Source organism: Kitasatospora sp. SUK 42 (assembly GCF_015776785.2).
Lineage (GTDB): Bacteria > Actinomycetota > Actinomycetes > Streptomycetales > Streptomycetaceae > Kitasatospora.
The window spans coordinates 1,840,679-1,864,492 of sequence record NZ_LFMD02000003.1 but is presented as its reverse complement, the minus strand read 5'-3'; the positions used below and the strand labels follow the sequence as shown (position 1 = coordinate 1,864,492).

4 protein-coding genes are annotated in these 23,814 nt (G+C 75.5%); 1 reads left to right on the top strand and 3 read right to left on the bottom strand.

Going from position 1 to position 23,814, the window contains the following annotated elements:
* Positions 1-41: 41 nt before the first annotated feature.
* From RZ50_RS18045 to sbnA, 3 genes are all read right to left on the bottom strand, one after another.
* On the bottom strand, positions 42-7,358 hold the full coding sequence (locus RZ50_RS18045) for a non-ribosomal peptide synthetase (RefSeq protein WP_308271726.1): 7,317 nt from the start codon (positions 7,356-7,358) through the stop codon (positions 42-44).
* Positions 7,355-15,280, bottom strand: a complete 7,926-nt coding sequence (locus RZ50_RS18040; RefSeq protein ID WP_217680606.1) for a non-ribosomal peptide synthetase — start codon at positions 15,278-15,280, stop codon at positions 7,355-7,357. The genes RZ50_RS18045 and RZ50_RS18040 overlap by 4 nt, the downstream gene beginning before the upstream one ends.
* 72 nt (positions 15,281-15,352) lie before the next feature.
* Positions 15,353-16,390, bottom strand: a complete 1,038-nt coding sequence (sbnA, locus tag RZ50_RS18035; RefSeq protein ID WP_196951853.1) for a 2,3-diaminopropionate biosynthesis protein SbnA — start codon at positions 16,388-16,390, stop codon at positions 15,353-15,355.
* A 256-nt stretch (positions 16,391-16,646) separates the two neighbouring features.
* Here sbnA and RZ50_RS18030 point away from each other — a divergent pair, with 256 nt between their 5' ends.
* Complete coding sequence (locus RZ50_RS18030) at positions 16,647-23,792, top strand: non-ribosomal peptide synthetase (RefSeq protein WP_196951852.1); 7,146 nt, start codon at positions 16,647-16,649, stop codon at positions 23,790-23,792.
* The last annotated feature ends 22 nt before the right edge of the window (positions 23,793-23,814 follow it).

The following is a 23,814-nucleotide window of genomic DNA, read 5'->3' as shown; positions in this document are numbered from 1 at the left end:
CGTCAGGTCGGTTGTGGTCCGGGGTTGTTCAGGGCCGGGGGTCACCGGCGGTGCAGGTCGGCGAGGCTCCGCTCGACGACCGCGCCGATCGCGGCGGCCGGCCCGGGTTGCAGCAGCTGCTGGTGGCCGGCGTCCACGGCGTGTGCGTGGACGGCCGGACCGACGTACGGCTCCCAGCTCTTGAGCTTCAGGGTGAGCTCCTCCGGGGTGGGCCGCCGGGGGCCGCCGACGGCCGTGAAGAGCGTCATCGGGCAGTCCTCCAGCCGGCCGGGGGTGAAGCGCTGGAACAGCTCCAGATTGTTCCTCATGACGGCCAGCAGCCGCTCCAGAACGGCCGGTTCCAGTCCGGAGAGCGGCCCCCCGGCACCCGCGAGGTGGGCGGCGACGCCCTGCGGGGTGAGCTCCGCGGGCCCGGCCGGATCGGCCCCGGCCTCGGTCAGGAAGTCGGCGAGGAACTCGGCGTCGCTCGGCCGCGCGCCCCCGGCGTCGTCGGGGTAGGAGTCCAGGTTGGCCAGGAAGGCCACCCGTTCGCCGGCCGCGCGCAGCCGCACCGCCATCTCGTGGGCGACCACGCCGCCGTAGGACCAGCCGAGCAGGTGGTACGGGCCGTGCGGCTGGACGCTCCGGATCCGCGCCAGGTACTCCTCGGCGACCGCCCCGAGGTCGGTGGGCAGCGGGCCGGGGTCGGACAGGCCGCGGGCCTGGAGGCCGTACACCGGCTGCTCGGGGTCGAGGTGTTCGGCGAGCGCGGCGAACGGGAGGGCGAAGCCGAGGCCGCCGTGCACGCAGAACAGCGGGGCGCGGCCGCCGGTGGGCCGGATCGGCAGCAGCGGGGCGAGCAGGTCGACGCCCCCGGCCCCCGTCGGTCCGGAACTCGCCGCCAGGGCCTCGATGGTGCGGTGCTCGAAGACCGCGCCGAGGGTGAGCGGCAGCCCGGCCCGGGTGGCGGCGTTGACCAGCCGGATGGCCTTGAGGCTGTCCCCGCCGAGGGCGAAGAAGGAGTCGTCCGGGCCAACCTCCGGCAGGCCCAGCACCTCCTCGACGGCCGCGCAGAGCAGCCGCTCCGGCCCGGTGCGGGGGGCCCGCGGGGTGCGGGCCGCCCGGGCGGGCTCGGGCAGCGCCCGGACGTCCAGCTTGCCGTTGGCGTTCAGCGGCAGTTCGGGCAGGGCGGCGTAGGCGTCGGGGACCATGTAGCCGGGCAGCGAGCGGGCCAGGTGGCGTCGCAGCTCGGCCGGTTCGGGCGCCGGGCCGTCCTCGGCGGGCACCAGGTAGGCGACCAGCCGGCGCTGGCCGGCGGCGTCGGCGGGGGCCAGGACGGCGGCGCGGGCGACGGCCGGGTGGGCGGCCAGCAGCCGCTCGATCTCGCCGAGTTCGATCCGGTAGCCGCGGATCTTGACCTGCTGGTCGGCGCGGGCGACGTACTCGATCCGGCCGTGCCGGTCCCAGCGGACCAGGTCCCCGGTGCGGTACATCCGGGTGCCGGGCGGGCCGTACGGGTCGGCGGTGAAGCGTTCGGCGGTCAGCGCGGGGCGGTTCAGGTAGCCGCGGGCCAGGCCCTCGCCGGCCAGGTACAGCTCGCCGACCACGCCGCGCGGCACCGGGCGCAGCGCCTCGTCCAGGACGTACCCGGCGGTGTCGCCGATCGGCAGGCCGATCGGGACGGTGCCGTCGGCGCGGCCGAGGTCCTGGCCGGTGGCGAAGGTCGTCGTCTCGGTGGGGCCGTACACGTGGAACACGGTGGTGCCGGGCAGCGCGGCCCGGAGCCGGTCCAGGTGGTCGCGGGAGTGCGCCTCGCCGCCGGTGAGCAGGGCGCGCAGCGGGGCCAGGGCGCGCGGGCGGGTGTCGGCCAGGGTGTTGACCAGCTGGGTGGTGAGGAAGGCGATGGTCACCCCGGCCCTGGTCAGGAAGGACTCCAGGGCCTGCGGGTCGGCCGGGCCGGGTGGCTGGATCGCCAGCCGGGCGCCGTGGGCGAGCGGGCCCCAGAGCTCGAAGGTGGAGGCGTCGAAGGCGACCGGCGCGAAGTACAGGAAGGTGTCCTCGGGGGTCGGCGCCACCTCGGGCAGACCGAGCACCAGGCGGACGGCGGCGCGGTGGGAGACCGCGACGCCCTTGGGGCGGCCGGTGGAGCCGGAGGTGTAGATGACGTAGAGCAGGTCGTCCGGGCGGATGGCGACCTCGGGGGCCCCGGTGGGCTGTTCGGCCAGCTCCGCCTCCGTCTCCGGGGCGTCCAGGAGCAGCGGGCGGACCCCGGCGGGCAGGTCGAGGCCGGCCAGGGCGTGCTCGGTGAGCAGCAGCCGGGCGCCGCTGTCGGCGAGCATGTCGCGCACCCGCTCGGCGGGGTACGACGGGTCGATCGGCAGGTAGGCGGCGCCGGTGCGGGCGATCGCCAGCAGGGCGCTCACCACGGCCGGTCCGCGCTCCAGTCGCAGGGCGACCAGCTCGCCCCGGCGGGTGCCGCGGGCGATCAGCAGCCGGGCCAGCCGGTTGGCCGCGGCGTCCAGTTCGGCGTAGCTGGTGAACCGCAGCCGGTCGGGGTGGCCCGGTGCGGTGTGGACCAGGGCGACGGCCTCCGGGGTGGCCGCGATCCGCCGGTCGACCAGGGCGGTGAGGGTGCTGTGCGGGGTGCCGAGCCGGTGGGTGCCGAGGGCGAGCAGTTCGGCCTGCTCCTCGGGGTCGACGAGGTCCAGCCGGGAGAGCGGGGTGGCCGGTTCGGCGAGGCCGGCGGCGAGCAGCCGCAGGTAGGCGTCGGTGATCCGGCGGGCGGTGGCGGGCTCGAAGAGGTCGGTGCGGTACTCGACGTCGAGGGCGAGGGCGTCGGGGGCCTCGGTGAACTGGAAGGAGAGGTCCCACTTGGCGGTCCGGACCGGGACGGGCTGCTCGGTGACGGTCAGCTCCGGGTCGTCGGCCTCGGGGGCCCGGGTGGACTGCTGGTGGCCGATCATCACCTGGAACAGCGGGTGCCGGGCCATCGAGCGCTCGGGGTTGAGCACCTCGACCAGCTTCTCGAAGGGCAGGTCCTGGTGCTGGTGCGCGGCGAGGTCCGACTCCCGCACCCGCTCGGCGAGTTCGCGCAGGCCGGGGTCGCCGGAGGTGTCGGTGCGCAGCACCAGGGTGTTGACGAACATGCCGACCAGTTCGTCGAGTTGCGCGTCGGTGCGCCCGGCGATCGGGCCGCCGAGCGGGATGTCGGTGCCCGCGCCGAGCCGGGTGAGCAGCGCGGCGAGGGCGGTGCGCAGCAGCATGAACGGGCTGACGGCCCAGTCGGCGGCCGAGTGCCGCAGCCGCTCGGCGAGTTGCGGCGGCACGGTGGTGCGCAGGACCTCGCCGCGGTGGTCGGCCCGGGTGCCGCGCGGGTGGTCGAAGGGCAGTGCCAGCTCCTCCGGCAGGCCGCTCAACCGCTCTGTCCAGTAGTGGAGCTGGCGGGACATTTCGCTGTCCGGGTCGCTCTCCGTGCCGAGCAGTTCGTGCTGCCAGAGCGTGTGGTCGGCGTACTGGACGGGCAGCGGCGGGAGTTCGGCGCGGTGGCCGTCGCGGCGGGCGCGGTAGCAGGCGGTGAGGTCGCGGGCGAGCGGGGCGAGCGACCATCCGTCGGCGGCGATGTGGTGCAGCACCAGGGAGAGCACGTGCTGCTCCGGGCCGAGGGTGAAGAGCCGGGCGCGCAGCGGGAGCCGGCTCTGGAGGTCGAAGCCCCGGGCGGCCTCGGCGGCGAGCGCCTCGGGCAGTTCGGCCTCGGTGGTCGGGCTGACCGGGAGCGGGAGGACGGCCTCGGCGGGGGTGAGCACCCGCTGTTCGGCGGTGTCCCCGGTCGTGGTCCCCTCGGTCGAGGTTCCTCCGGTCGAGGTTCCCCCGGCCGGGGCGCCGTCGGCGCGGCGCGGGAAGACGGTGCGCAGCGCCTCGTGCCGGGCCACCACGTCCTGGAGCGCGGCGGCCAGGGCGAAGGTGTCGAGGCGGCCGGTGAGCCGGATGGCCAGCGGGATGTGGTACAGCCCGCCGGGGGCGCCCAGTTGCTCGACGAACCAGAGCCGCTGCTGGGCGGGGGAGAGCGGGAGCACGGCCGGGCGGGGGCCCGCGGTGAGCGGGGTGCGGCGCGCGGCGGCGTCCGGCCGTCCGGTGCCGGGCGGCCGCTCGGTCAGTCGCTCGGTCAGCCGCTCGGCGAGGCGGGCCGGGGAGGGCGCCTCGAAGAGGTCCCGGACCTGGAGTTCCGCGCCGAGTCCGGCCCGGACCCGGTTGACGATCCGGGTGGCGAGCAGCGAGTGGCCGCCCAGGGTGAAGAAGTCGTCGTCGGCGCCGACCCGTTCGAGCCCGAGCACCTCGGCGAAGACGTCGCAGAGCAGCTCCTCCTCGCGGCCGCGCGGGGCGCGGGCCGAGGTGGCGTACACGGGGGCGGGCAGGGCGCGGCGGTCGAGCTTGCCGTTGGCGGTCAGCGGCAGCGCGGGCAGCGCGACCACGGCGGCCGGGACCATGTACTCGGGCAGCCGCTCGGCGGCGAATTCCCGGAGCAGGGTGGTGAGTTCGGTGTGCGACGGGTCGGCGGGCACCACGTAGGCGACCAGCCGCTGGTCGCCGGGCCGGTCCTCGCGGGCGACGACGGCCGCCTCGGCGACCAGCGGGTGCCGGTCGAGGACGGTCGCGATCTCGCCCAACTCGATCCGGAAGCCGCGCAGTTGGACCTGCTCATCGGCGCGGCCCAGGTATTCCAGGGTGCTGTCGCGCCATCGGCCGAGGTCGCCGGTGCGGTACATCCGGGTGCCGTCCGCCTCGAAGGGGCAAGCGACGAAGCGTTCGGCGGTCAGCGCGGGCCGGTTCAGGTAGCCGCGGGCGAGGCCGGGTCCGGTGATGTACAGCTCGCCGGGCACCCCGGCCGGGACGGGCCGCAGGGCGCCGTCCAGCAGGTACACCCGCAGGTCGGGGATGCCGCGCCCGATCACGCTGCCGTTCCCGGCGGCAGCGGTGGCGGCGTCCAGCTCCTGGTACGAGACGTGCACCGTGGTCTCGGTGATGCCGTACATGTTGACCAGCCGCGGCGCGTCCTCGGCGTGCCGGGTGTACCAGTCGGCGAGCCTGCCGAGGTCCAGCGCCTCGCCGCCGAACACCACGGTTCGCAACGACAGGGCTCGCGATCGCTCGGCGTCGGCGCGCATCAGCTGGTAGAAGGCGGAGGGGGTCTGGTTGAGGACGGTCACCCGCTCGGCGGCGAGCAGGTCCAGGAAGGCGTCGGGGGAGCGCGAGACGTCGTACGGGACCACGACCAGCCGGCCGCCGCGCAGCAGGGCGCCCCACAGCTCCCAGACGGTGAAGTCGAAGGCGATCGAGTGGAACAGCGTCCACACGTCCTCGGGCCCGAAGCCGAACCAGTGCTCGGTGGCGTCGAGCAGCCGGACCACGTTGCGGTGCGGCACCACGACGCCCTTGGGGCGGCCGGTGGAGCCGGAGGTGTAGATGACGTAGGCCGGGTGCTCGGGCCGGGCGGTGGCGGGGGGCGCGGTGGCCGGGCGGTCGGCGAGCGCGGCGGCGGTGTCCGGCGCGTCGAGGTCGATGCGCGGGAGGTCGAAGCCGGGCAGCAGGCCGGAGGCGCTCAGCAGCAGGGTGGGACGGGCGTCGCCCAGGGTGTAGCCGATCCGGTCCGCCGGGTGGGTGGGCTCCAGCGGCAGGTAGGCGGCGCCCGACTTGAGCACGGCGAGGACGGCGGTGATCAGCTCGGCGCCGCGCGGCAGGGCGACGGCCACGAAGGACTCCGGCCCGGCGCCGTGCTCGACCAGCAGGTGGGCCAGCCGGCTGGAGCGCTCGTCCAGTTCGCGGTAGGTCAGCGAGGCGCCCGGTGCGGTGACCGCGACGGCCTCCGGGGTGCGGGCGGCCTGCTCGGCGAACAGCGCGGGAACGGTGGTGTGCCGGGCGGGCCAGGCCGGGGTGGCGGCGCCGCTCCACTCGCCGAGGACGCGGGCCAGCTCGGCGGGTTCGGGCGCGCCGAGCCGGGAGAGCGGGGTGTGCGGGTCCTCGGCGACCTGCTCCAGGACGCGCGTCAGCCGGTCGAGCGTCCGCTCGGCCTCGGGCTCGGTCAGCGCCGTGGCGCGGTAGCCGAGTTGGAGGTCGAGGCGGTCGCCGGGGAAGACGGTCAGGCTCAGCGGGTAGTGGGTGGCGGAGAGGATCCGGGCCGCGCTGACGGTGCCGCTGGACTCCCGGTACAGCGCCGCCTCGTCCATCGGGTAGCTCTGGAAGGCGAGCACGGTGTCGAACAGTTCGCCCTGCACCCCGGAGGCGGCTTGCACCTCGGCGAGCGGCAGGTGCTCGTGCGGCATCATGGCGAGCTGCTGGGCGGCCAGCGCCGCGAACAGCTCGCTCGCCCGCCGGTCCGGCCGCAGGTCGGCCCGGACCGGCAGGGTGTTGGCGAACAGCCCGATCATCGACTCGACCTCGGGCACCTCGGCCGGGCGGCCGGAGGTGACGGCGCCGAACACCACGTCCTGGCGGCCGGTGAGCCCACCGAGCAGCAGCGCCCAGCAGCCCTGGACCACGGTGTTGAGGGTCAGGCCCTGGCCGCGCGCCCAGCCGGCCAGGGCGGCGGTGTGCTCCGGCGACAGCGCCCGCCGGACGAGGGCGGGCGGTTCGAGCGAGTCCTCGGCGTCCGGCAGCACCCGCAGCGGCCCGTCCAGGCCGTCCAGCAGCTCCGCCCAGGCGGCCCTCGCCGCGGCCCGGTCGCGGCCGTTCAGCCAGGTCAGGAAGGACCGGTACGGTGCCGGGGCGGGCAGCGCGGCGGCCCGCTCGGCATCGCCCAGCAGGCCCAGCTCCCGTACCGCCATGGGGAAGGACCAGCCGTCCATGACGATGTGGTGCACCGACCAGAGGAAGCGGTGGCGCCCCTCGCCGAGCCGGATCAGGGTGAACCGCATCAGCGGCGGCCGGGCCAGGTCGAAGCGGCGCAGCCGGTCCTCGCGGGTCAGCCGCCGGGCCTCGGCCTCCCGCTCGGCCTCGGGCAGGTGGGTGAGGTCGTGCCGGACCCACTCCGGTTCGACCTCGGTGTCCTTGAGGACGACCTGGACCGGCTCGCCGCTGCGGCGGTGGCGGAAGCAGGCCCGCAGGTTGGGGTGGCGACGCAGCAGCGCGGCGGAGGCGGTGCGCAGCCGGTCGGCGAGCTGCTCGCCGTCGCCCGCGCCCGGCCCGTCCAGCTCGGCGACGAGCTGGAGGGTGTACGGGTCGGACGCGGCCTGGTCGTACGAGGACAGGAACAGCAGCCCCTGCTGGAGCGGGGAGAGCGGCAGGACCTCGCTGATCTTCGTCCCGGCCCCGGCGGTGTTCGGCCCGGTGGCGTTCGGCCCGCCGGCGGTCGGTCCGGTGGCGCGTGTTCTCGGAGCGGTCGTCACGACAGTTCCTCGTTCAGCTCGAATTCCAGGTCGGCCAGTTCCTCGTCGGAGAGGGTGAGCAGGGAGCCCTCGGGCTCCGCCGGGACGGGTTCGGCGGCGCTTCCGGCCTCCTCGGCGATCTCGGCGAGGGCGGCGGCGGTCTTGTGGGTGAAGACGTCCCGGGTGGTGAGGGCGAGTCCGGCCTTGCGGGCGCGGCTGACCACCTGGATGGAGCGGATGCTGTCGCCGCCGAGGGCGAAGAAGTCCTCGTCGATGCCGACGCCGGTGGTGCCGAGCACCTCGGCGAGGATCTCGCAGAGCACCCGCTCGCGGTCGTTGCGCGGGCCTCGGGCGGCGCCCTGCTCGGCCAGGTCGGGGCGGGGCAGGGCCTTGCGGTCGAGCTTGCCGTTCGGGGTGAGCGGCATGGCCGCCAGCACCAGCCAGGAGGCCGGGACCATGTAGCCGGGCAGCAGTTCGGCCAGCTCGCGGCGGATCCGCTCGGGGTCGATCCCGGGGCCGGTGAGGTAGCCGACCAGGCGCGGGTTGCCGGAGGCGTCGGGAACGACGGCCACGGCGGCGTCGGCCACCGTCGCCAGTGAACGGATGACGGCCTCGATCTCGCCGGTCTCGACGCGGCGGCCGCGGATCTTGACCTGGTGGTCCCGTCGCTCGATGAATTCGAGCTGTCCGTCGGGGCGTTGGACGACGCGGTCGCCGGTGCGGTACATCCGGGTGCCGGGCCCGGCGAAGGGGTCGGCCATGAAGGTGCCCGCCGTACGGGCCGGATCGTGCAGGTAGCCGCGGCCGACGCCGGCGCCGCCGACGTACAGCTCGCCGGGCACTCCGACCGGGACGGGCTGGAGCTCGTCGCTGAGCACGTAGAGGCGGGTGTTGCGCACCGCGCCGCCGATCGGTACCCGGGCGCCGAGCTCGTCACCGGCGGTGATGACGGCGTGGGTGACGTCGTCGGAGCACTCGGTGGGGCCGTAGGCGTTCATCATCGGCACCGCCGGGTACCGGGCGTGCCAGCGCCGGCACAGATCGGCCGGGAGCGCCTCGCCGGTGACCATCAGCCAGCGCAGCTCCGGGAGTTCGGGCGCCCCGCCCTCGGTGTCCCAGGCGTCCAGGGCCGCCCGCAGCAGCGAGGGGACGACCTCCAGGACGGTGATCCGCTCCGCCCGGACCATGCCGAACAGCGCGGTCGGGTCGGCCGCCATCTTCGTCCCCGACACCCGGACGGCGCCGCCCACCAGCAGCGGGGCGAGCATCTGCCACACCGACACGTCGAAGGTCAGCGGAGCGTTCTGCACCAGGGAGTCGCCGGCCACCAGGTCGAGGTCGCCGACCTTGGCCCACAGGTGGTTCATCATCCCGGAGCGCTGCACCATCGCGCCCTTGGGCCTGCCCGTCGAGCCGGAGGTGAACATCACGTACGCCAGGTCCAGCCCCGTCCCCACCGGCTCCGGCAGGGCGCGCGAGGTGAGCGAGGGCTCCAGCCCGAGGACGGTGACCGGCCCGCCCGGTACGGCGGCGGCGAACCCGGCCGCCTGTTCCGCGTACCCGGCGCCGACCAGCAGGTGCCGGGCGCCGCTGTCGGCCAGCAGCGCGGTGTTGCGGGCGGCGGGCGCGGTTGGGTCCAGCGGCAGGTAGGCACCGCCGGCGCCGAGGACGCCGAGCACCCCGGTGATGAACGGCACGCCGGGCTCGGCGAGCATCGCCACCACCGATCCGGTGCCGACCCCGGCGGCGGTGAGTGCCGCCGACAGTCCGCCGGCCGTCTCGACCAGCTCCCGGTAGTCCACCGAGCCGGCGCCGTCCGTCACGGCGACCGCCCCGGGGGTGCGCTCGGCCACCGCGCGGACCCGCTCGACCACGCCGAGGCTCTCCTCGGGGACCGACGGGTCCCAGCTGCCGAGCAGTCCGCCCAGTTCGCCGGGGGTGGCGTTGCCGGTGAGGTCGACCGGGGCGGTCACGTCGACCTGGGCGAGCGGCAGCGCGGGCCGCTCGGCGACGGTGCGCAGCAGGTGCAGGAGGACCGTCGCCACCTGCTCGACCTCGGGCCGGGTGAACAGCCCCGGGTGGTAGTCCAGCCGCAGGCTGAGCGCCTCGCCGGGGTGCACCACCAGGCTGAGCGGGTGGTGCCGGGCGTCCCGGGCCTCGGCGCGGACCACCCGCGGGCCCTCGGTGGTGGCCAGGCCCTGCTCGTCCAGCGGGAAGTTCTCGAACAGCACCACGGTGTCGAAGGCCTCGCCGGCCAGCCCGGCGGCCTGGTGGATCGCGGCGAGCCCGAGGTGCTCGTGCGGCAGCAGCGCGGACTGCTGCTCCTGCAGGGCGTGCAGCAGCTCGGCGAGGGTGGCGCCGGGGTGCAGCCGGGCCCGGACCGGCACGGTGGTGAGGAACATGCCGATCATCGCCTCGACGTCCGGCACCTCGGCCGGGCGGCCGGAGGTGACGGTGCCGAACACCACGTCCTGGCGGCCGGTGAGCCGGCCGAGCAGCAGCGCCCAGCAGCCCTGGACCACGGTGTTGAGGGTCAGGCCCTGGCCGCGCGCCCAGCCGGACAGCGCGGCGGTCAGCTCGCGCGGCACCTCGGTGCGGACGGCCTCCGGCAGCGCGGGGACGCGCGCCGGGTCGGCCGGGACGAGCAGGGTCGGCTCCTCCAGGTCGGCCAGCACCCCGTGCCAGGCGGCGCGCGCCGCCTCGCGGTCCTGCGCGGCCATCCAGGCCAGGTAGGAGCGGTACGGGGCCGGGTCGGGCAGCAGGGTGACGTCCGCGCCGGGCGCGCTGAGCGCGAACAGCTCGCGCACCAGCAGCGGCATCGACCAGCCGTCGACCAGGATGTGGTGGCTGGTCCAGATGAACCGGTGCCGGCCCTCGCCGTGGGTGACCAGGGCGAAGCGCAGCAGCGGCGGGGCGGCGAGGTCGAAGCGGCGGGTGCGTTCGGCCTCGGTGATCCGGTCCAGCTCGGCGGCCCGGGCGGGCTCCGGCAGGTCGGTCAGGTCGGCTTCCAGCCAGGGGAGTTCGGCGTGCTGCGGGATCACCTGGACGGGCTCGCCGGCGGCCCGGGCGCGGAAGGCGGCGCGCAGGTTGGGGTGCCGGTCGAGCAGGGCCTGGCCGGCGGCGCGCAGGGCGGCCGGGTCCAGCTCGCCCTCGATGTCGGCGACGATCTGCAGGGTGTACACGTCGACGCCCTCGCCGGAGGCGTCCTGCCCGGCGGCGTCGTAGTCGGCGTGGAAGAGCATGCCCTGCTGGAGCGGGGTGAGCGGCAGCACGTCGGCCAGTGCGGTGCCGGCCCGGGCGAGTTCGGTCTCGTACTCCTCGATCTCCTCCTGGTCCAGCCGGACCAGCGGAAGGTCGGAGGGGGTGCGGCCGCCCGGCCCGGAGTGCCGGGAGAGCAGTTCGAGGGCGCGGAACCAGGTCTCGGCGACGTCCTGGGCGTCCTCCTCGGCGACGGTGCGCCCGGCCCAGGACCAGTTGGCGATCAGGTGCGGGCCGTCCTGCCGGTCCTCGGTGGCCGGGGTGACGTCCAGCAGGTGCGGCAGCGGCATGCCGGGGTGGGCGCCGGTGCCGACCACGCCGTCCCCGCCGGCCGGCTCCCACAGGCCGCTCTCGCGGGCGTCGAAGCGGCCCATGTAGTTGAAGCCGATCTGCGGCTTGTGGCGGCCCGCCAGGGTGCGGGCGGCGTGCGGGTTGAGGTAGCGCAGCAGGCCGTAGCCGACGCCCCGGTCGGGCAGGGCGCGCAGCTGCTCCTTGATCCGCTTGAGCGCGGCGGCCAGCGCGGGGCCGCCGGACCACAGCTCGTCCCAGTCCAGCGGGCCGGGGTCGAGGCGGACGGGGAAGGCGGAGGTGAACCAGCCGACCGTACGGGACAGGTCCAGGTCGTCGCTGAGCTGCTCGCGGCCGTGGCCCTCCAGCTCGATCAGGGTCTGGGCGTACTGCGCGTGGCCGTGGCGGCGGCGCCAGTCGGCGACGGCGAGCGCCAGGCCGGTCAGCAGCACGTCGTTGACCTCGGCGTGGAAGGCCGCCGGGACGTCGGTGAGCAGCGGGCCGGTGACCTCGGGGCCGAGCTCCAGGCGCAGGGTGCGCTGGGTGCCGTACACGTCGGTCTCCGGGTCCAGCCGGTGGGTGCCGACCAGCGGGTCCGGACCGTCCAGGATGCCCTGCCAGAGGGTGAGTTCGGCGCCGCGCACCTGGGTGCGGGCCTGCTCGGCGAGCAGCCGGGACCAGGCGCGGTAGGAGGTGCCGACCTGGTCCGGGGCGGGGGTGCGGCCCTCGGCCAGCGCCTCGCAGGCGGCGGCCAGGTCGGGCAGCAGGATGCGCCAGGAGACGCCGTCGATGACCAGGTGGTGGGCGCAGATCACCAGGTGGGCGCTGTCGGCGCCGGGCGCGGCGGGGATCAGCACGGCCTGGACGACCACGGCGGCGCCGGGGTCGAGCCGGGCGCGGGCGGCGGCGGCCTGCCGCTCGGCGAAGCCGAGCAGGTCGGCCTCGTTGCCCTCCGCCGTGCTGACGAGCCGGACACCGCCCAGCGCACCGGGGGCCAGCACCTCCAGGTGCCACAGGCCGGGGGAGGGCTCGGTGGCCCGGGTGCGCAGCGCGTCGTGGTGGTCGACCAGGGCGTGCAGGGCGGCGTCGAGCAGCTCCGCGTCCAGGCCGGCCGGGACGCGGACCACCACGTGCTGGCTGTACTTGACCACCGGGCCGGTGAGGCTGCGGGTGTCCTCGTGCAACTGGGCGATGATCGGGGTGAGTTCGTACGGGCCGGGGCCGCCCTCGTCCTCCCGGACGGCCGGCTCCGCGGCGCCGCCGCCGGCCACCCGGGCCAGGGCGGCGACGGTCTTGTGGGTGAACATGTCCCGGGTGCTGAAGGTCAGTCCGGCCTTGCGGGCGCGGCTGACCACCTGGATGGAGCGGATGCTGTCGCCGCCGAGGGCGAAGAAGTCCTCGTCGATGCCGACGCTCGTGGTGCCGAGCACCTCGGCGAGGATGTCGCACAGGATCCGCTCGCGCTCGGTGCGCGGGCCGCGGGTGCCGTCCTGCTCGGTGGTGGCGGGCTGCGGCAGGGCCTTGCGGTCGAGCTTGCCGTTCGGGGTGAGCGGCATGGCGTCCAGCACCAGCCAGGAGGCCGGGATCATGTACGCGGGCAGCAGCTGGGCGAGTTCGGCTCGGACCTGGCTCGGCCGGACGTCGGGGCCGGTGAGGTAGCCGACCAGGCGGGGGTTGCCGGAGGTGTCGGGCAGGACGGCCACGGCGGCGTCGGTGACGCTGTCGAGGCTGCGGATGACGGCCTCGATCTCGCCGGTCTCGACGCGGCGGCCGCGGATCTTGACCTGGTGGTCCCGCCGTTCGATGAACTCCAGCTGTCCGTCGGGGCGTTGGACGACGCGGTCGCCGGTGCGGTACATCCGGGTGCCGGGGCCGGCGAAGGGGTCGGCCATGAAGGTGCCGGCGGTGCGGGCCGGGTCGTGCAGGTAGCCGCGGCCGACGCCGGCGCCGCCGATGTAGAGCTCGCCGGGGACGCCCACGGGGACGGGCTGGAGCTCGTCGCTGAGCACGTAGAGGCGGGTGTTGCGCACCGCGCCGCCGATCGGGACGCGGGCGCCGAGGTCGTCCGCGGCGGTGATGACGGCGTGGGTGACGTCGTCGGAGCACTCGGTGGGGCCGTAGGCGTTCATCATCGGCACCGCCGGGTACCGGGCGTGCCAGCGCCGGCAGAGGTCGGCGGGCAGCGCCTCGCCGGTGACCATCAGCCAGCGCAGGTCCGGGAGTTCGGGTGCGCTGCCGTCGAGGTCCCAGGCGTCCAGGGCGGCGCGCAGCAGGGAAGGGACGACCTCCAGGACGGTGATCCGCTCCGCCCGGACCATGCCGAACAGCGCGGTCGGGTCGGCGGCCATGTCGGTGCCGGAGACCCGGACGGCGCCGCCCACCAGCAGCGGGGCGAGCATCTGCCACACCGACACGTCGAAGGTCAGCGGGGCGTTCTGCACCACGGAGTGGCCGGCGGTGAGGTCGAGGTCGCCGATCTTGGCCCACAGGTGGTTCATCATCCCGGAGCGCTGCACCATCGCGCCCTTGGGCCTGCCGGTCGAGCCGGAGGTGAACATCACGTAGGCGAGGTCCAACCCGCCGCCGACGGCGGCGAGTTCGCCGGTGTGGGCGGAGTCGCCCGGGTCGGCCAGCGGCAGTACGGCGGCCGTCGAGCCGGCCACCTCGGCGGCCTGCTCCGCGTACCCGGCGCCGGCCAGCACGTGCCGGGCGCCGCTGTCGGCCAGCAGCCCGGCGTTGCGGGCGGCGGGCGCGGTCGGGTCCAGCGGCAGGTAGGCGCCGCCGACCGCCTGGACGGCCAGCAGGCCGGTGACGAAGGGCACGCCGGGCTCGGCGAACATCGCCACCACCGAACCGGCGCCCACCCCGGCGGCGGTCAGCCGGGCGGCGGCCCCGGCGGTGCGGGTGAGCAGCTCGCGGTAGTCCACCCGCTCCCGGCCGTCGTACACCGCGACCGCGTCGGGGTGCGCGGCCGCGACGGCGCGCACCCGCTCGACCAGGCCCTGGTCCGGCTCGGCGGCGCGGTCCCACGCGCCGAGCAGCCCGAGCGGCTCGCCGGTCGCGCCGAGGCCGACCTGGCCGAGCGGGCGGTCGGCGGGCATCGTGGCGAGGGCGCCCAGGAAGGTCGCGAACCGGGCCAGGTGGGTGGCGAGTTCGGCGGCGGTGTACAGCTCGGGGTTGCCGTCCAGGTGGAGCTCCACCGTGCCGTCGTCCGCGTTCAGGACCGTCATGATGAGGTCCTTGACGATGCCGGTGGAGAGGTTCACCACCACGCCCCGGCACTCCTCGCCGAAGGGCAGCTCGGGGTCCTGGTTGAGGACGTTGATGAACGGGCCGAAGGCGCGCTGGTCGTCGATCCGCAGGCCGATGTCGCGGCGGACCCGGTCACCGCGGTAGCGCTGGTGCTGGAGCGTGCCGGAGACCTCGCGCCAGGCCGCGCGCAGCAGCTCGGTGCGGGTCATCTCCGGGCGGACCCGGACGGCCAGCGGCAGGTAGTTGGCGAGCATGCCGGGGATCGAGCGGCTGACCGCGCCGACCCGGCCGGTGACCGGCAGGGTGAGCAGCGGCGCCGCGACGCCGGTGGCCCGCTGGGTGTAGGCGGCCATCGCGGCGACCATCAGCACCGGCAGGGTGACCTTGCCGTCCTGGGCGAGGGCGTGCAGCGCGGCGGTGCTCTCCGGGGAGAGCCGGACGGTCTCGCGCAGCGCGACCCGGGCGGGGGCCGGTTCCTGCTCGGAGAGCGAGACCAGCTCGGGCAGCGGGCCGTGCTCCTCGGAGGTGAGCCGGTCGGTCCAGTAGGCGCGGTCCTTGGCGACCATCCTGGAGTCGAGGTACTTGCGCTCGGCGTCCAGCAGCCGGTGGAACGGCGGGATCGCGTCGGCGTCCAGCTCCGCGGGGGCGGCCCCGGCGCCCAGCCGGCTGTAGAGGCCGGAGAGCTTGGGGTAGATCAGCCCGCGGCTGAAGCCGTCCGCGAGGATGTGGTGCATGCACAGGTAGAGCAGGTGCCGCTCGGCGTCGAGCCGGATCAGCGCACCGCGGAACAGAGGGAAGTCGGTGATGGTGATCGGGTCGGCGTGGTCCGCCCGCATCCACCGCTCGGCCGCCGCCAGCGGCTCCACCTCGTCGCTGAAGTCCAACGTCTTCAGCGGGAGTTGGGCCAGCGGCCGGATGATCTGGCCGGGTGCGCCGTCCTCCTCGACGAACTGCACCCGCAGCCCCTCGGCCTCGTGGCCCAGGCGCTGCAGGGCGCGGCCGAGCAGCTCGGGGTCGAGCGGCCCGCGCAGGTCGATGTAGTCCGCCATGTTGTAGGCCAACGGGCCCGCGGCGAACTGCTCGTCGAACCAGATCTCGGCCTGCGCCGAGGTGAGCGGGAGGACAGCGCCCCGGTTCGTCGTCACTGCTTTGCTCTCCGTCATCGTCGCCTCAGCCAGCCTCGGAAACTCTCGACCCTCTGTCACTGCCGTCGTCGATCAGCCGGTCACCGGGTGCAGCCCGGCGAGCGGGCTCGCGTCGAGCCCCTGGTGCTCGATGCCGGGCAGCAGGCCCTCCGGGCCGATCGCGTCGCGGACCCACTCGTCGTGGTAGACGGTGTCCAGATAGCGCTCGCCCAGGTCGGGCGAGATGGTCACGGCGGTCACCCGCTCGCGCACGCCGCCGGCGCCGTCGCCGTGGTGCTCGTTCAGCCAGCGCAGCGCCCCGCTCACCGCGGTGCCGGTGGAACCGCCGAACATGAAGCCGCCGCGCATCAGCTCGCGGCAGGTGCGCACGGTGTCCCGCTCCTCGACGTGGATCGGGCGGTCCACCAGCGAGTCGTCCAGCAGCGGCGGCCGCACGCTGGTGCCCAGGCCCGGGATGTGCCGGGTGGCCGGCGGGGTGCCGAAGGTGACCGACCCGACGCTGTCCACCGGGATCACCCGCACCGAGGGGCGCCGCTCGCGGAAGTACCGGGCGCAGCCCATCAGGGTGCCGGTGGTGCCGGCGCCGACGAACAGCACGTTCAGGTCCGGGAACTGACGGGCGATCGCGGGCGCCGTGGTGCGGTAGTGCGCCATCCAGTTGCCCGGGCTCAGGTACTGGTTGAGCCAGACCCGCCGCTCGTCGGCGGCGAGCAGCGCCTGGACGTGCCGGATCCGCGCGCCGAGGAAGCCCTCGGTCTCGTGCGGCTCGGTGATCAGGTGCACCTCGGTGCCGTACGACTCCATGGTGCGCCGGGTGACCTCGTTGCAGCGGGAGTCGGTGACGCAGATGAAGCGGTAGCCGCGGGCGGCGGCGAGCACGCTCAGCGCCACGCCCATGTTCCCGGAGGAGGACTCCACCAGCGTCGATCCGGGGCGGAGCGCACCGGACGCCTCGGCCTGGGCCACCATTTCCCGGGCCGCTTTCAGCTTGATGGATCCGGCGAAGTTGAATCCTTCGACTTTCACGAAGAGACGGTGCCCGAAGATCGGCTGAAGATTCACGAAGAGGTCGCTGACCTCGAATTCGTGCGACGCGGAAATGACCGGCACTGGAGACTCCTGGCCTTCGGTAACGAATTAGCCTCGGCGGCAAGCCTCCCGCCGCTCGCTGACGAGGGGCTGACGGATTGCTGACGGGCCCCGCGGCGGGCGCATCGGCGCAGCTCGGCCACGGGCGTCAGCCGTCCGTCAGCTGCCGGTCAGTTGCCCGTCAGCGTCATCGGAAAGCGTTTGTTATTCCCTCACCCGCGAACCGCAGACGCACTGCCTGAACAGCACAACGCAGGCCTTCCACGAGGAGCCCGGTTTGAATCGGCCGTCCGCCATCAGTGAAGTCCTTCCGCTCTCGCCACTGCAACAGGGGCTGCTCTTTCTTTCGGAGTACGACCGCGAGGGCACGGACGTCTACACCATTCAGCTGGTGCTCGACTTCGAGGAGTTGACCGACACCGAGGCCGCCGCGCTGCGCACCTCGGCGGACGCGCTCCTGGAACGGCACCCCAACCTCAAGGCCTGCTTCCGGCATCGCAAGAACGGCGAGGCGGTCCAGGTGATCCCGACCGCCGTCGCGCTGCCCTGGCACGAGGTCGCGGTGGCCGCCGTCGGGGCGGAGGCCGACACCGAGTTCGACCGGCTGGCCGAGGAGGACCGGCTGCGCCGCTTCGACCTCGCCCGCCCCCCGCTGCACCGCCTCACCCTCGCGCGTGCCGGGGACGGCCGGTGCCGGCTGGTGTGGACCGTCCACCACATCCTGCTGGACGGCTGGTCGATGGTCACCCTGCTCGGCGAACTCGCCGAAGCGGCCGGGGGAGCGGCCGCCGCGCCGGACGGGCGGACCGCCCGCTACCACGCCCACCTGGCGTGGCTCGGCGCCCAGGACAAGGAGGCCGCCCGGAAGGCCTGGCGCGCCGCCCTGGCCGGGGTGGCCGAGCCGACCCGGCTGGTGCCGGCCGGCGGTACGGGTGCCTCGGAGGGCGCGGGCGCGCTGCCGCAGTCCGTCCCGCTGGACCTCGACCCCGAGGTGTCCGCCGCGCTGACCGGCTTCGCCCGGGCGCGCGGACTGACCGTCAACTCGGTGGTGCAGGGCTGTTGGGCGCTGCTGCTCGCCCGGCTGACCGGCCAGGACACCGTGCTGTTCGGCGCGGTCAGCTCCGGCCGCCCGGCCCAGATCCCCGACGTGGAGCGGATGGTGGGCCTGTTCGCGAACACCCTGCCGGTCCGGGTGGACGTCGACCCGGCGCGCACCCCGGCCGAGCTGTTCGCCGCCGTCCAGCACGCGCAGACCGAGCTGCTGCCGCACGAGCACCTCACCCTCGCCGAGGTGCAGCAACTGACCACCGTGCGCGGCGAACTCTTCGACACCGCCCTGATGTTCCAGAACTACCCGATGGGCAGCCTGCGGCTCGACCCCGGCGACGGCCCCCGGGTGACCGGCGTCGACATCCGCTCGGCCACGCACTTCCCGGTCACCCTCACCGTCTTCCCCGGCACGCCGTTCGGCCTCGCCGTCAACCACGTGCCCGCGCTGCTCGGCCGCGCCGAGGCCGAGTTGATCGGGCGCCGCTTCGCCCGGCTGCTGGCCGCCGCCGTGGCCGCGCCCGACGAGCCCTGCGGCCGGCTGGACGTGCTGGACGCGGCCGAGCGGGCCCTGGTCGTCGAGGGGCGCAACGCCACCGCGACCCCGCCGCCCGGCCCCTGGCTCGCCCCGCTGCTGGACGCGCAGGCGGCCCGCACCCCGGACGCGCCCGCCGTGCGCTGCGGCGACCAGCGCCTCACCTACCGCGAACTGCACGGTCGCGCAGACGAGTTGGCCCAGCGGCTGACCGCCGCCGGGGCCGGACCGGAGCGGGTGGTGGCGATCGCCCTGGACCGCTCCTGCGACCTCGTGGTGGCCGCCCTGGCCGTCCTCAAGACCGGCGCCGCCTACCTGCCGCTGGACCCGGACTACCCGGTGGACCGGCTGCGCTACATGCTCGACGACGCCGCCCCGGTGGTCACCCTCACCCACCGCCGGGTGCGCGAACTCCTCGCCGGACAGGACGGGTTGTGGGTCCTGGACGAACCGGAGGGCCTCCCCGCCGCGCTCGGGCAGTGCGCGGCGGGGGCTCCGGACCACCACCACCCCGCGTACGTCATCTACACCTCCGGCTCCACCGGCCGCCCCAAGGGCGTGGTGGTGCCGCACGGCGCGCTGGTCAACCTGGTCCGGGACATGGCCGGGCGCTTCGCCGTGACCCCCGCCGACCGGCTGCTGGCCGTCACCACCTTCGGCTTCGACATCGCCAACCTGGAGCTGTTCGTCCCGCTCGCGAGCGGCGCCGAACTCCTGGTCGCCGACCGCGAGACCGTCCGCGACCCGGCCGCCCTGGCCGACGCGGTCACCGGCCTCGGCGCCACCGTCCTCCAGGCCACCCCGAGCCTGTGGCAGTCCCTGGCCGCCGACCACGCCCCCCGGCTGGCCGGCCTGCGCGCCCTGGTCGGCGGCGAGGCGCTGCCCGAGCCGCTGGCCCGCACCCTCACCGCGCACTGCGCCTCGGTGACCAACGTGTACGGCCCGACCGAGACCACCATCTGGTCCACCGCCGCCGAGCTGACCGACCGGCCGGGCCCGCCGCCGATCGGCGGCCCGATCGCCAACACCCGCGCCTACGTGCTGGACGGCGCGCTGCGCCCCGTCCCGGACGGCACCTTCGGGGACCTCTACCTGGCCGGCGGCGGCCTGGCCCGCGGCTACCTGAACCGCCCCGGCCTGACCGCCGAGCGCTTCGTCGCCGACCCGTACGGCCCGGCCGGGGACCGGATGTACCGCACCGGCGACATCGTCCGCTGGGACACCGCCGGGGAGGCGCTGGAGTACGCCGGGCGCAGCGACTTCCAGGTCAAGATCCGCGGCTACCGGATCGAGCTGGGCGAGATCGAGTCGGTGCTGGCCGCGCAGCCCGGCGTCCGGCGGGCCGTCGTCACGGCCCGCACCGACCGGGCGGGGGACGCCCGCCTGGTCGCCTATGTCGTACCGGCAGGGATCGACCGCGACCGGTTGCGGGAGCGGGCGTCATCGGTGCTGCCCACGCACATGATCCCTGCCGTGTACGTTCCCCTGGACGACCTGCCGCTGACCCCCAACGGCAAGGTCGACCGCAAGGCCCTGCCCGCCCCGCCGGACGAGCGGGCGGGCACCGGGCGCGAGCCGGCCGGGGAGCGCGAGGAGCTGCTCTGCACGGTGTTCGCCGAGGCCCTCGGGCTGGAGCGGGTCGGCGCGGACGACGACTTCTTCGAGCTCGGCGGGCACTCGCTGTCCGCCACCCGGGTGGTCAACCGGCTGCGCGCGGCGCTCGGCACGGACGTCCCGGTGCGGGCGCTGTTCGACGCCCGTACGGCCGAGGCGCTGGCCCGTGCCCTGGACCCGGAGGAGGCGCCGGCGGAGCCCGCCCCGGCCCGGCCCGCGCTGCGGGCCGTCGCCGAGCGGCCCGCCACCGTGCCGCTCTCCCACGCCCAGGAGCGGCTCTGGTTCCTGGACAAGATGGACGGCCCGACCGGCACCTACAACATCCCGCTGGCCGTCCGGCTGTCCGGACCGCTGGACCGGGCCGCGCTGGCCGCCGCCGTCCGGGACGTGGTGGAGCGGCACGAGAGCCTGCGCACCGTCTTCGCCGAGGCCGACGGGCTGCCCTCGCAGCTGGTGCTGACCGCCGCCGAGGCGGAGCGGGCCGGCGCCCGGCTGGAGACGGTCGAGCTGACCGCCGACGAGCTGGAGGGCGCGCTCGCCGAGGAGTCCGCCCGCCCCTTCACCCTCTCCTCCCAGGTGCCGCTGCGGGCCCGGCTGTTCACCCTCGGCGCGGAGGACCACGCGCTGGCGCTGACCGTGCACCACATCGCCGCCGACGGCGCCTCCTTCGAGCCCCTCGCCCGCGACCTCGCCACCGCCTACCGGGCCCGGACGGAGGGCCGCGCGCCCGACTGGCCGCCGCTGCCGGTGCAGTACGCCGACCACGCGCTCTGGCAGCGCGCCCTGCTCGGCACCAAGGACGACCCGGACAGCCTCGCCGCCGCCGAACTCGCCCACTGGCGCGAGGTCCTGGCCGGCATCCCCGAGGAACTGGAGCTGCCCACCGACTTCCCGCGCCCGGCCCGCGCCGGCCACCGGGGCGCGGAGGTCGCCCACGAGGTGCCCGCCGAGGTCCACGCCCGGCTGGCCGAACTGGCCCGCTCCGGCGGGGCCAGCCTGTTCATGGCCGTCCAGGCCGGGCTCTCCGCCCTGCTCACCCGGCTCGGCGCGGGCACCGACATCCCGCTCGGCACCGCCGTGGCCGGGCGTGCGGACGAGGCCGTCCGCGAGCTCGTCGGCTTCTTCGTCAACACCCTGGTGCTGCGCACCGACACCTCCGGCGACCCGGCCTTCCGCGAGCTGCTCGGGAGGGTCCGGGAGACCGACCTGACGGCCTACGCGCACACCGAACTGCCCTTCGAGCACCTGGTCGAGGAGCTCAACCCGGTCCGCTCGATGGGCCGCCAGCCGTTGTTCCAGGTGGTCCTGGCCTTCGAGACCGGCTCGTTCGGCGGCGGGGCCGACCTGCCCCCCATGCCGGGCCTGACCGCCGAGGTGCTGCCCACCGGTACCGCCACCGCCAAGTTCGACCTGTCCTTCCAGGTGCGTGAGCGCACCGGCGCGGACGGCGCCCCCGCCGGGCTGGACATCCTGCTGGAGTACCGCGAGGACCTCTTCACCGCCGCCACCGCGCACCGGCTGGCCCGCTCGCTGGCCACCCTCCTGGCCTCCGCCGCCGACGCCCCGGACGCCCCGCTCAGCGCCCTGGAGCTGCTGACCGCGGAGGAACGGCACTTCCTGCTGGAGGACTGGGGCGCCCCGACCCCCGCCATGCGCCCCGCCTCCGCCCCCGCGGGGCCCCTCACCCTGCCCGCCCTGCTGGAGCACCACGCCGCCGAGGACCCGGACCACCTGGCGCTGATCGTCCCCGACGCCGTCCCGGCGGGCCCCGGCACCCTGCGGCTGGACTTCCGGGAGCTCAACGCCCGCGCCAACCGCCTCTCCCGGCTGCTGCTGGCCCGCGGGGCGGGCCCCGGGGACCTCGTGGCGCTCGCCCTGCCGCGCTCCCCGGAGATGGTGATCGCCCTCCTCGCGGTGCTCAAGACCGGCGCCGCCTACCTGCCGGTGGACCCGCAGTACCCGGCCGACCGGATCGCCCACATGCTCGACGACGCGGCGCCCGTCCAGGTGCTGACCGACGGGCACTCCGCCGACCGGCTGCCGGACCTGCCCGAGGGCGTCGTCCCGCTGCTCCTGGACGACCCCGCGACGGAGGCGGAGCTGGCCGCCGCCCCGTCCACCGACCCCGTCGACGCCGACCGCACCCGGCCGCTCACCCCGACGGACACCGCGTACGTCATCTACACCTCCGGCTCGACCGGCCGCCCCAAGGGCGTCGCGGTGCCCCACTCCGGGGCGGTCAACCTCGTCGCCAACCTCCTGACGCTCCAGCCCGCCCGGGTGCTCCAGTTCGCCTCCTTCAGCTTCGACGCCAGCGTGTGGGAGCTGTGCGCCTCGCTCTTCTCCGGCGGCACCATGGTGCTCGCCACCGACGACAGCCGCCTCGCCGGGGAGCAGCTCGCCGGGATGATGGCCGAACACCGGGTGAACCACGCCGTCCTGCCGCCCACCGTCGCGGCCGGTCTGCCCGAGGACGTCCCGCTGCCCGAGGGGCTGGTGCTGGCCGTCGGCGGCGAGGCCTGCCCGCCCGCGCTGGTGGACCGCTTCGCCGGGGAGGTCGAGTTCCGCAACGCTTACGGCCCGACCGAGACCTCGGTCTGCGCCAGCTGGAGCGACCCGCTGGGCCCCGGCGACGGCCGCCCGTCGATCGGCCGCCCGCTGGCGGGCCACCGGGCGTACGTGCTGGACGCGGCGCTCGCCCCGGTGCCGGCCGGGGTCACCGGCGAGCTCTACATCGCCGGGGCCGGTCTCGCCCACGGGTACCTGAGCCGCCCGGCGACCACCGCCGAACGCTTCACCGCCGACCCGTACGGCCCGCCCGGCAGCCGGATGTACCGCACCGGGGACCTCGTGCGCTGGCGCGCCGACGGGACCCTGGACTACGTCGGCCGGGTCGACCACCAGGTCAAGCTGCGCGGCTTCCGGATCGAGCTGGGCGAGATCGAGGCGGCGCTGACCCGCCACCCGGTGGTGGTCCAGGCCGCGGTGCGGGTCCGCCCGACGCCGACGGGCGTTCCGCAGCTGGTCGGGTACGTGGTGCCGCTGTCCGGTGTGGCCGCCGTCGACGTGCCGGTGCTGCGCGCCTTCCTCGGCGAGTCCCTGCCCGCGCACATGGTGCCCTCCGACCTGGTGACGCTGCCCGCGCTGCCGCTGACGGCCAACGGCAAGGTGGACACGGCCGCCCTGCCCGAGCCGGGGAGTCGGGCGGCCGAGGCGCGGGGCCGGGAACGGGCGCCGGGAACGCCCGCCGAGGAGGTGATCGCGGCCGTCTTCGGGGAGATCCTCGGGCTCGACGGGGTCGGCGCCGACGGGGACTTCTTCGCCCTCGGCGGTGACAGCCTGCGCTCGGTGCAGATCGTCAGCCGGGCCGCCAAGGCGGGGCTGACCCTCTCGCTGGCCGACGTCTTCACCCACAAGACGGTGGCGGCCCTGGCCGCGGCCGCCCGCCCCGCGCAGGCGCCCGTCCGGGAGCTGCCGTCCGCCGGGACCGCCGCGCTCCCGGCCGCGATGCTGGGGCCGGTGCTGCCGATCCGGCCCGGCGGCGGCGCGGAGCCGCTGTTCTGCGTGCACGGCGGGGTCGGCTTCGGCCTGCCGTACGCCGAACTGGCCCCGCACCTGGACCAGGACCGCCCGGTCTACGCCCTCCAGTCCGAGGGCATCGCGGCGCCCGCCGGGCAGTGGCACAAGCCGCTCGGGGTGGGGGAGCTGGCGCAGGTGTACCTGGAGCGGATCCGGGGGGTGCAGCCGCACGGCCCGTACCACCTGCTGGGCTGGTCCTTCGGCGGGCTGGTCGCGCACGAGATCGCGGTCAGGCTCCGGGAGGCGGGCGAGCGGGTGGACTTCCTGGCGGCGCTGGACGTCTACCCCGTGCGCCCGGGGGACCCGAACCCCACCGACGAGGAGATCCGGGAGGCCTTCCTCACCCACCACGCCGCGGACGGCGGCATCGAGGAGGGGGAGCTGGCCCGGCTGATGGCCGTGATGCGCCACCACACGGACATCGCACGGGAGTTCACCCCTGGGCGGTTCGACGGCCCGATGCTGCTGTTCGTCGCCGCCGACGAGCCGCAGGGCGCGCCCGGCGCCGAGCTCGCCGAGCGCTGGCGGGCGCACCTGGGCGGCCCGCTGACGGTGCACCAGGTGCCGTGCGGGCACGAGGAGATGCTCGGAAAAGCGGCGGCCGGACGGATCGGTGGGATCACCGATGCCGCCCTGCGCCGCCGCTAGTCCTTCAGTCCGTCCTTGAGCC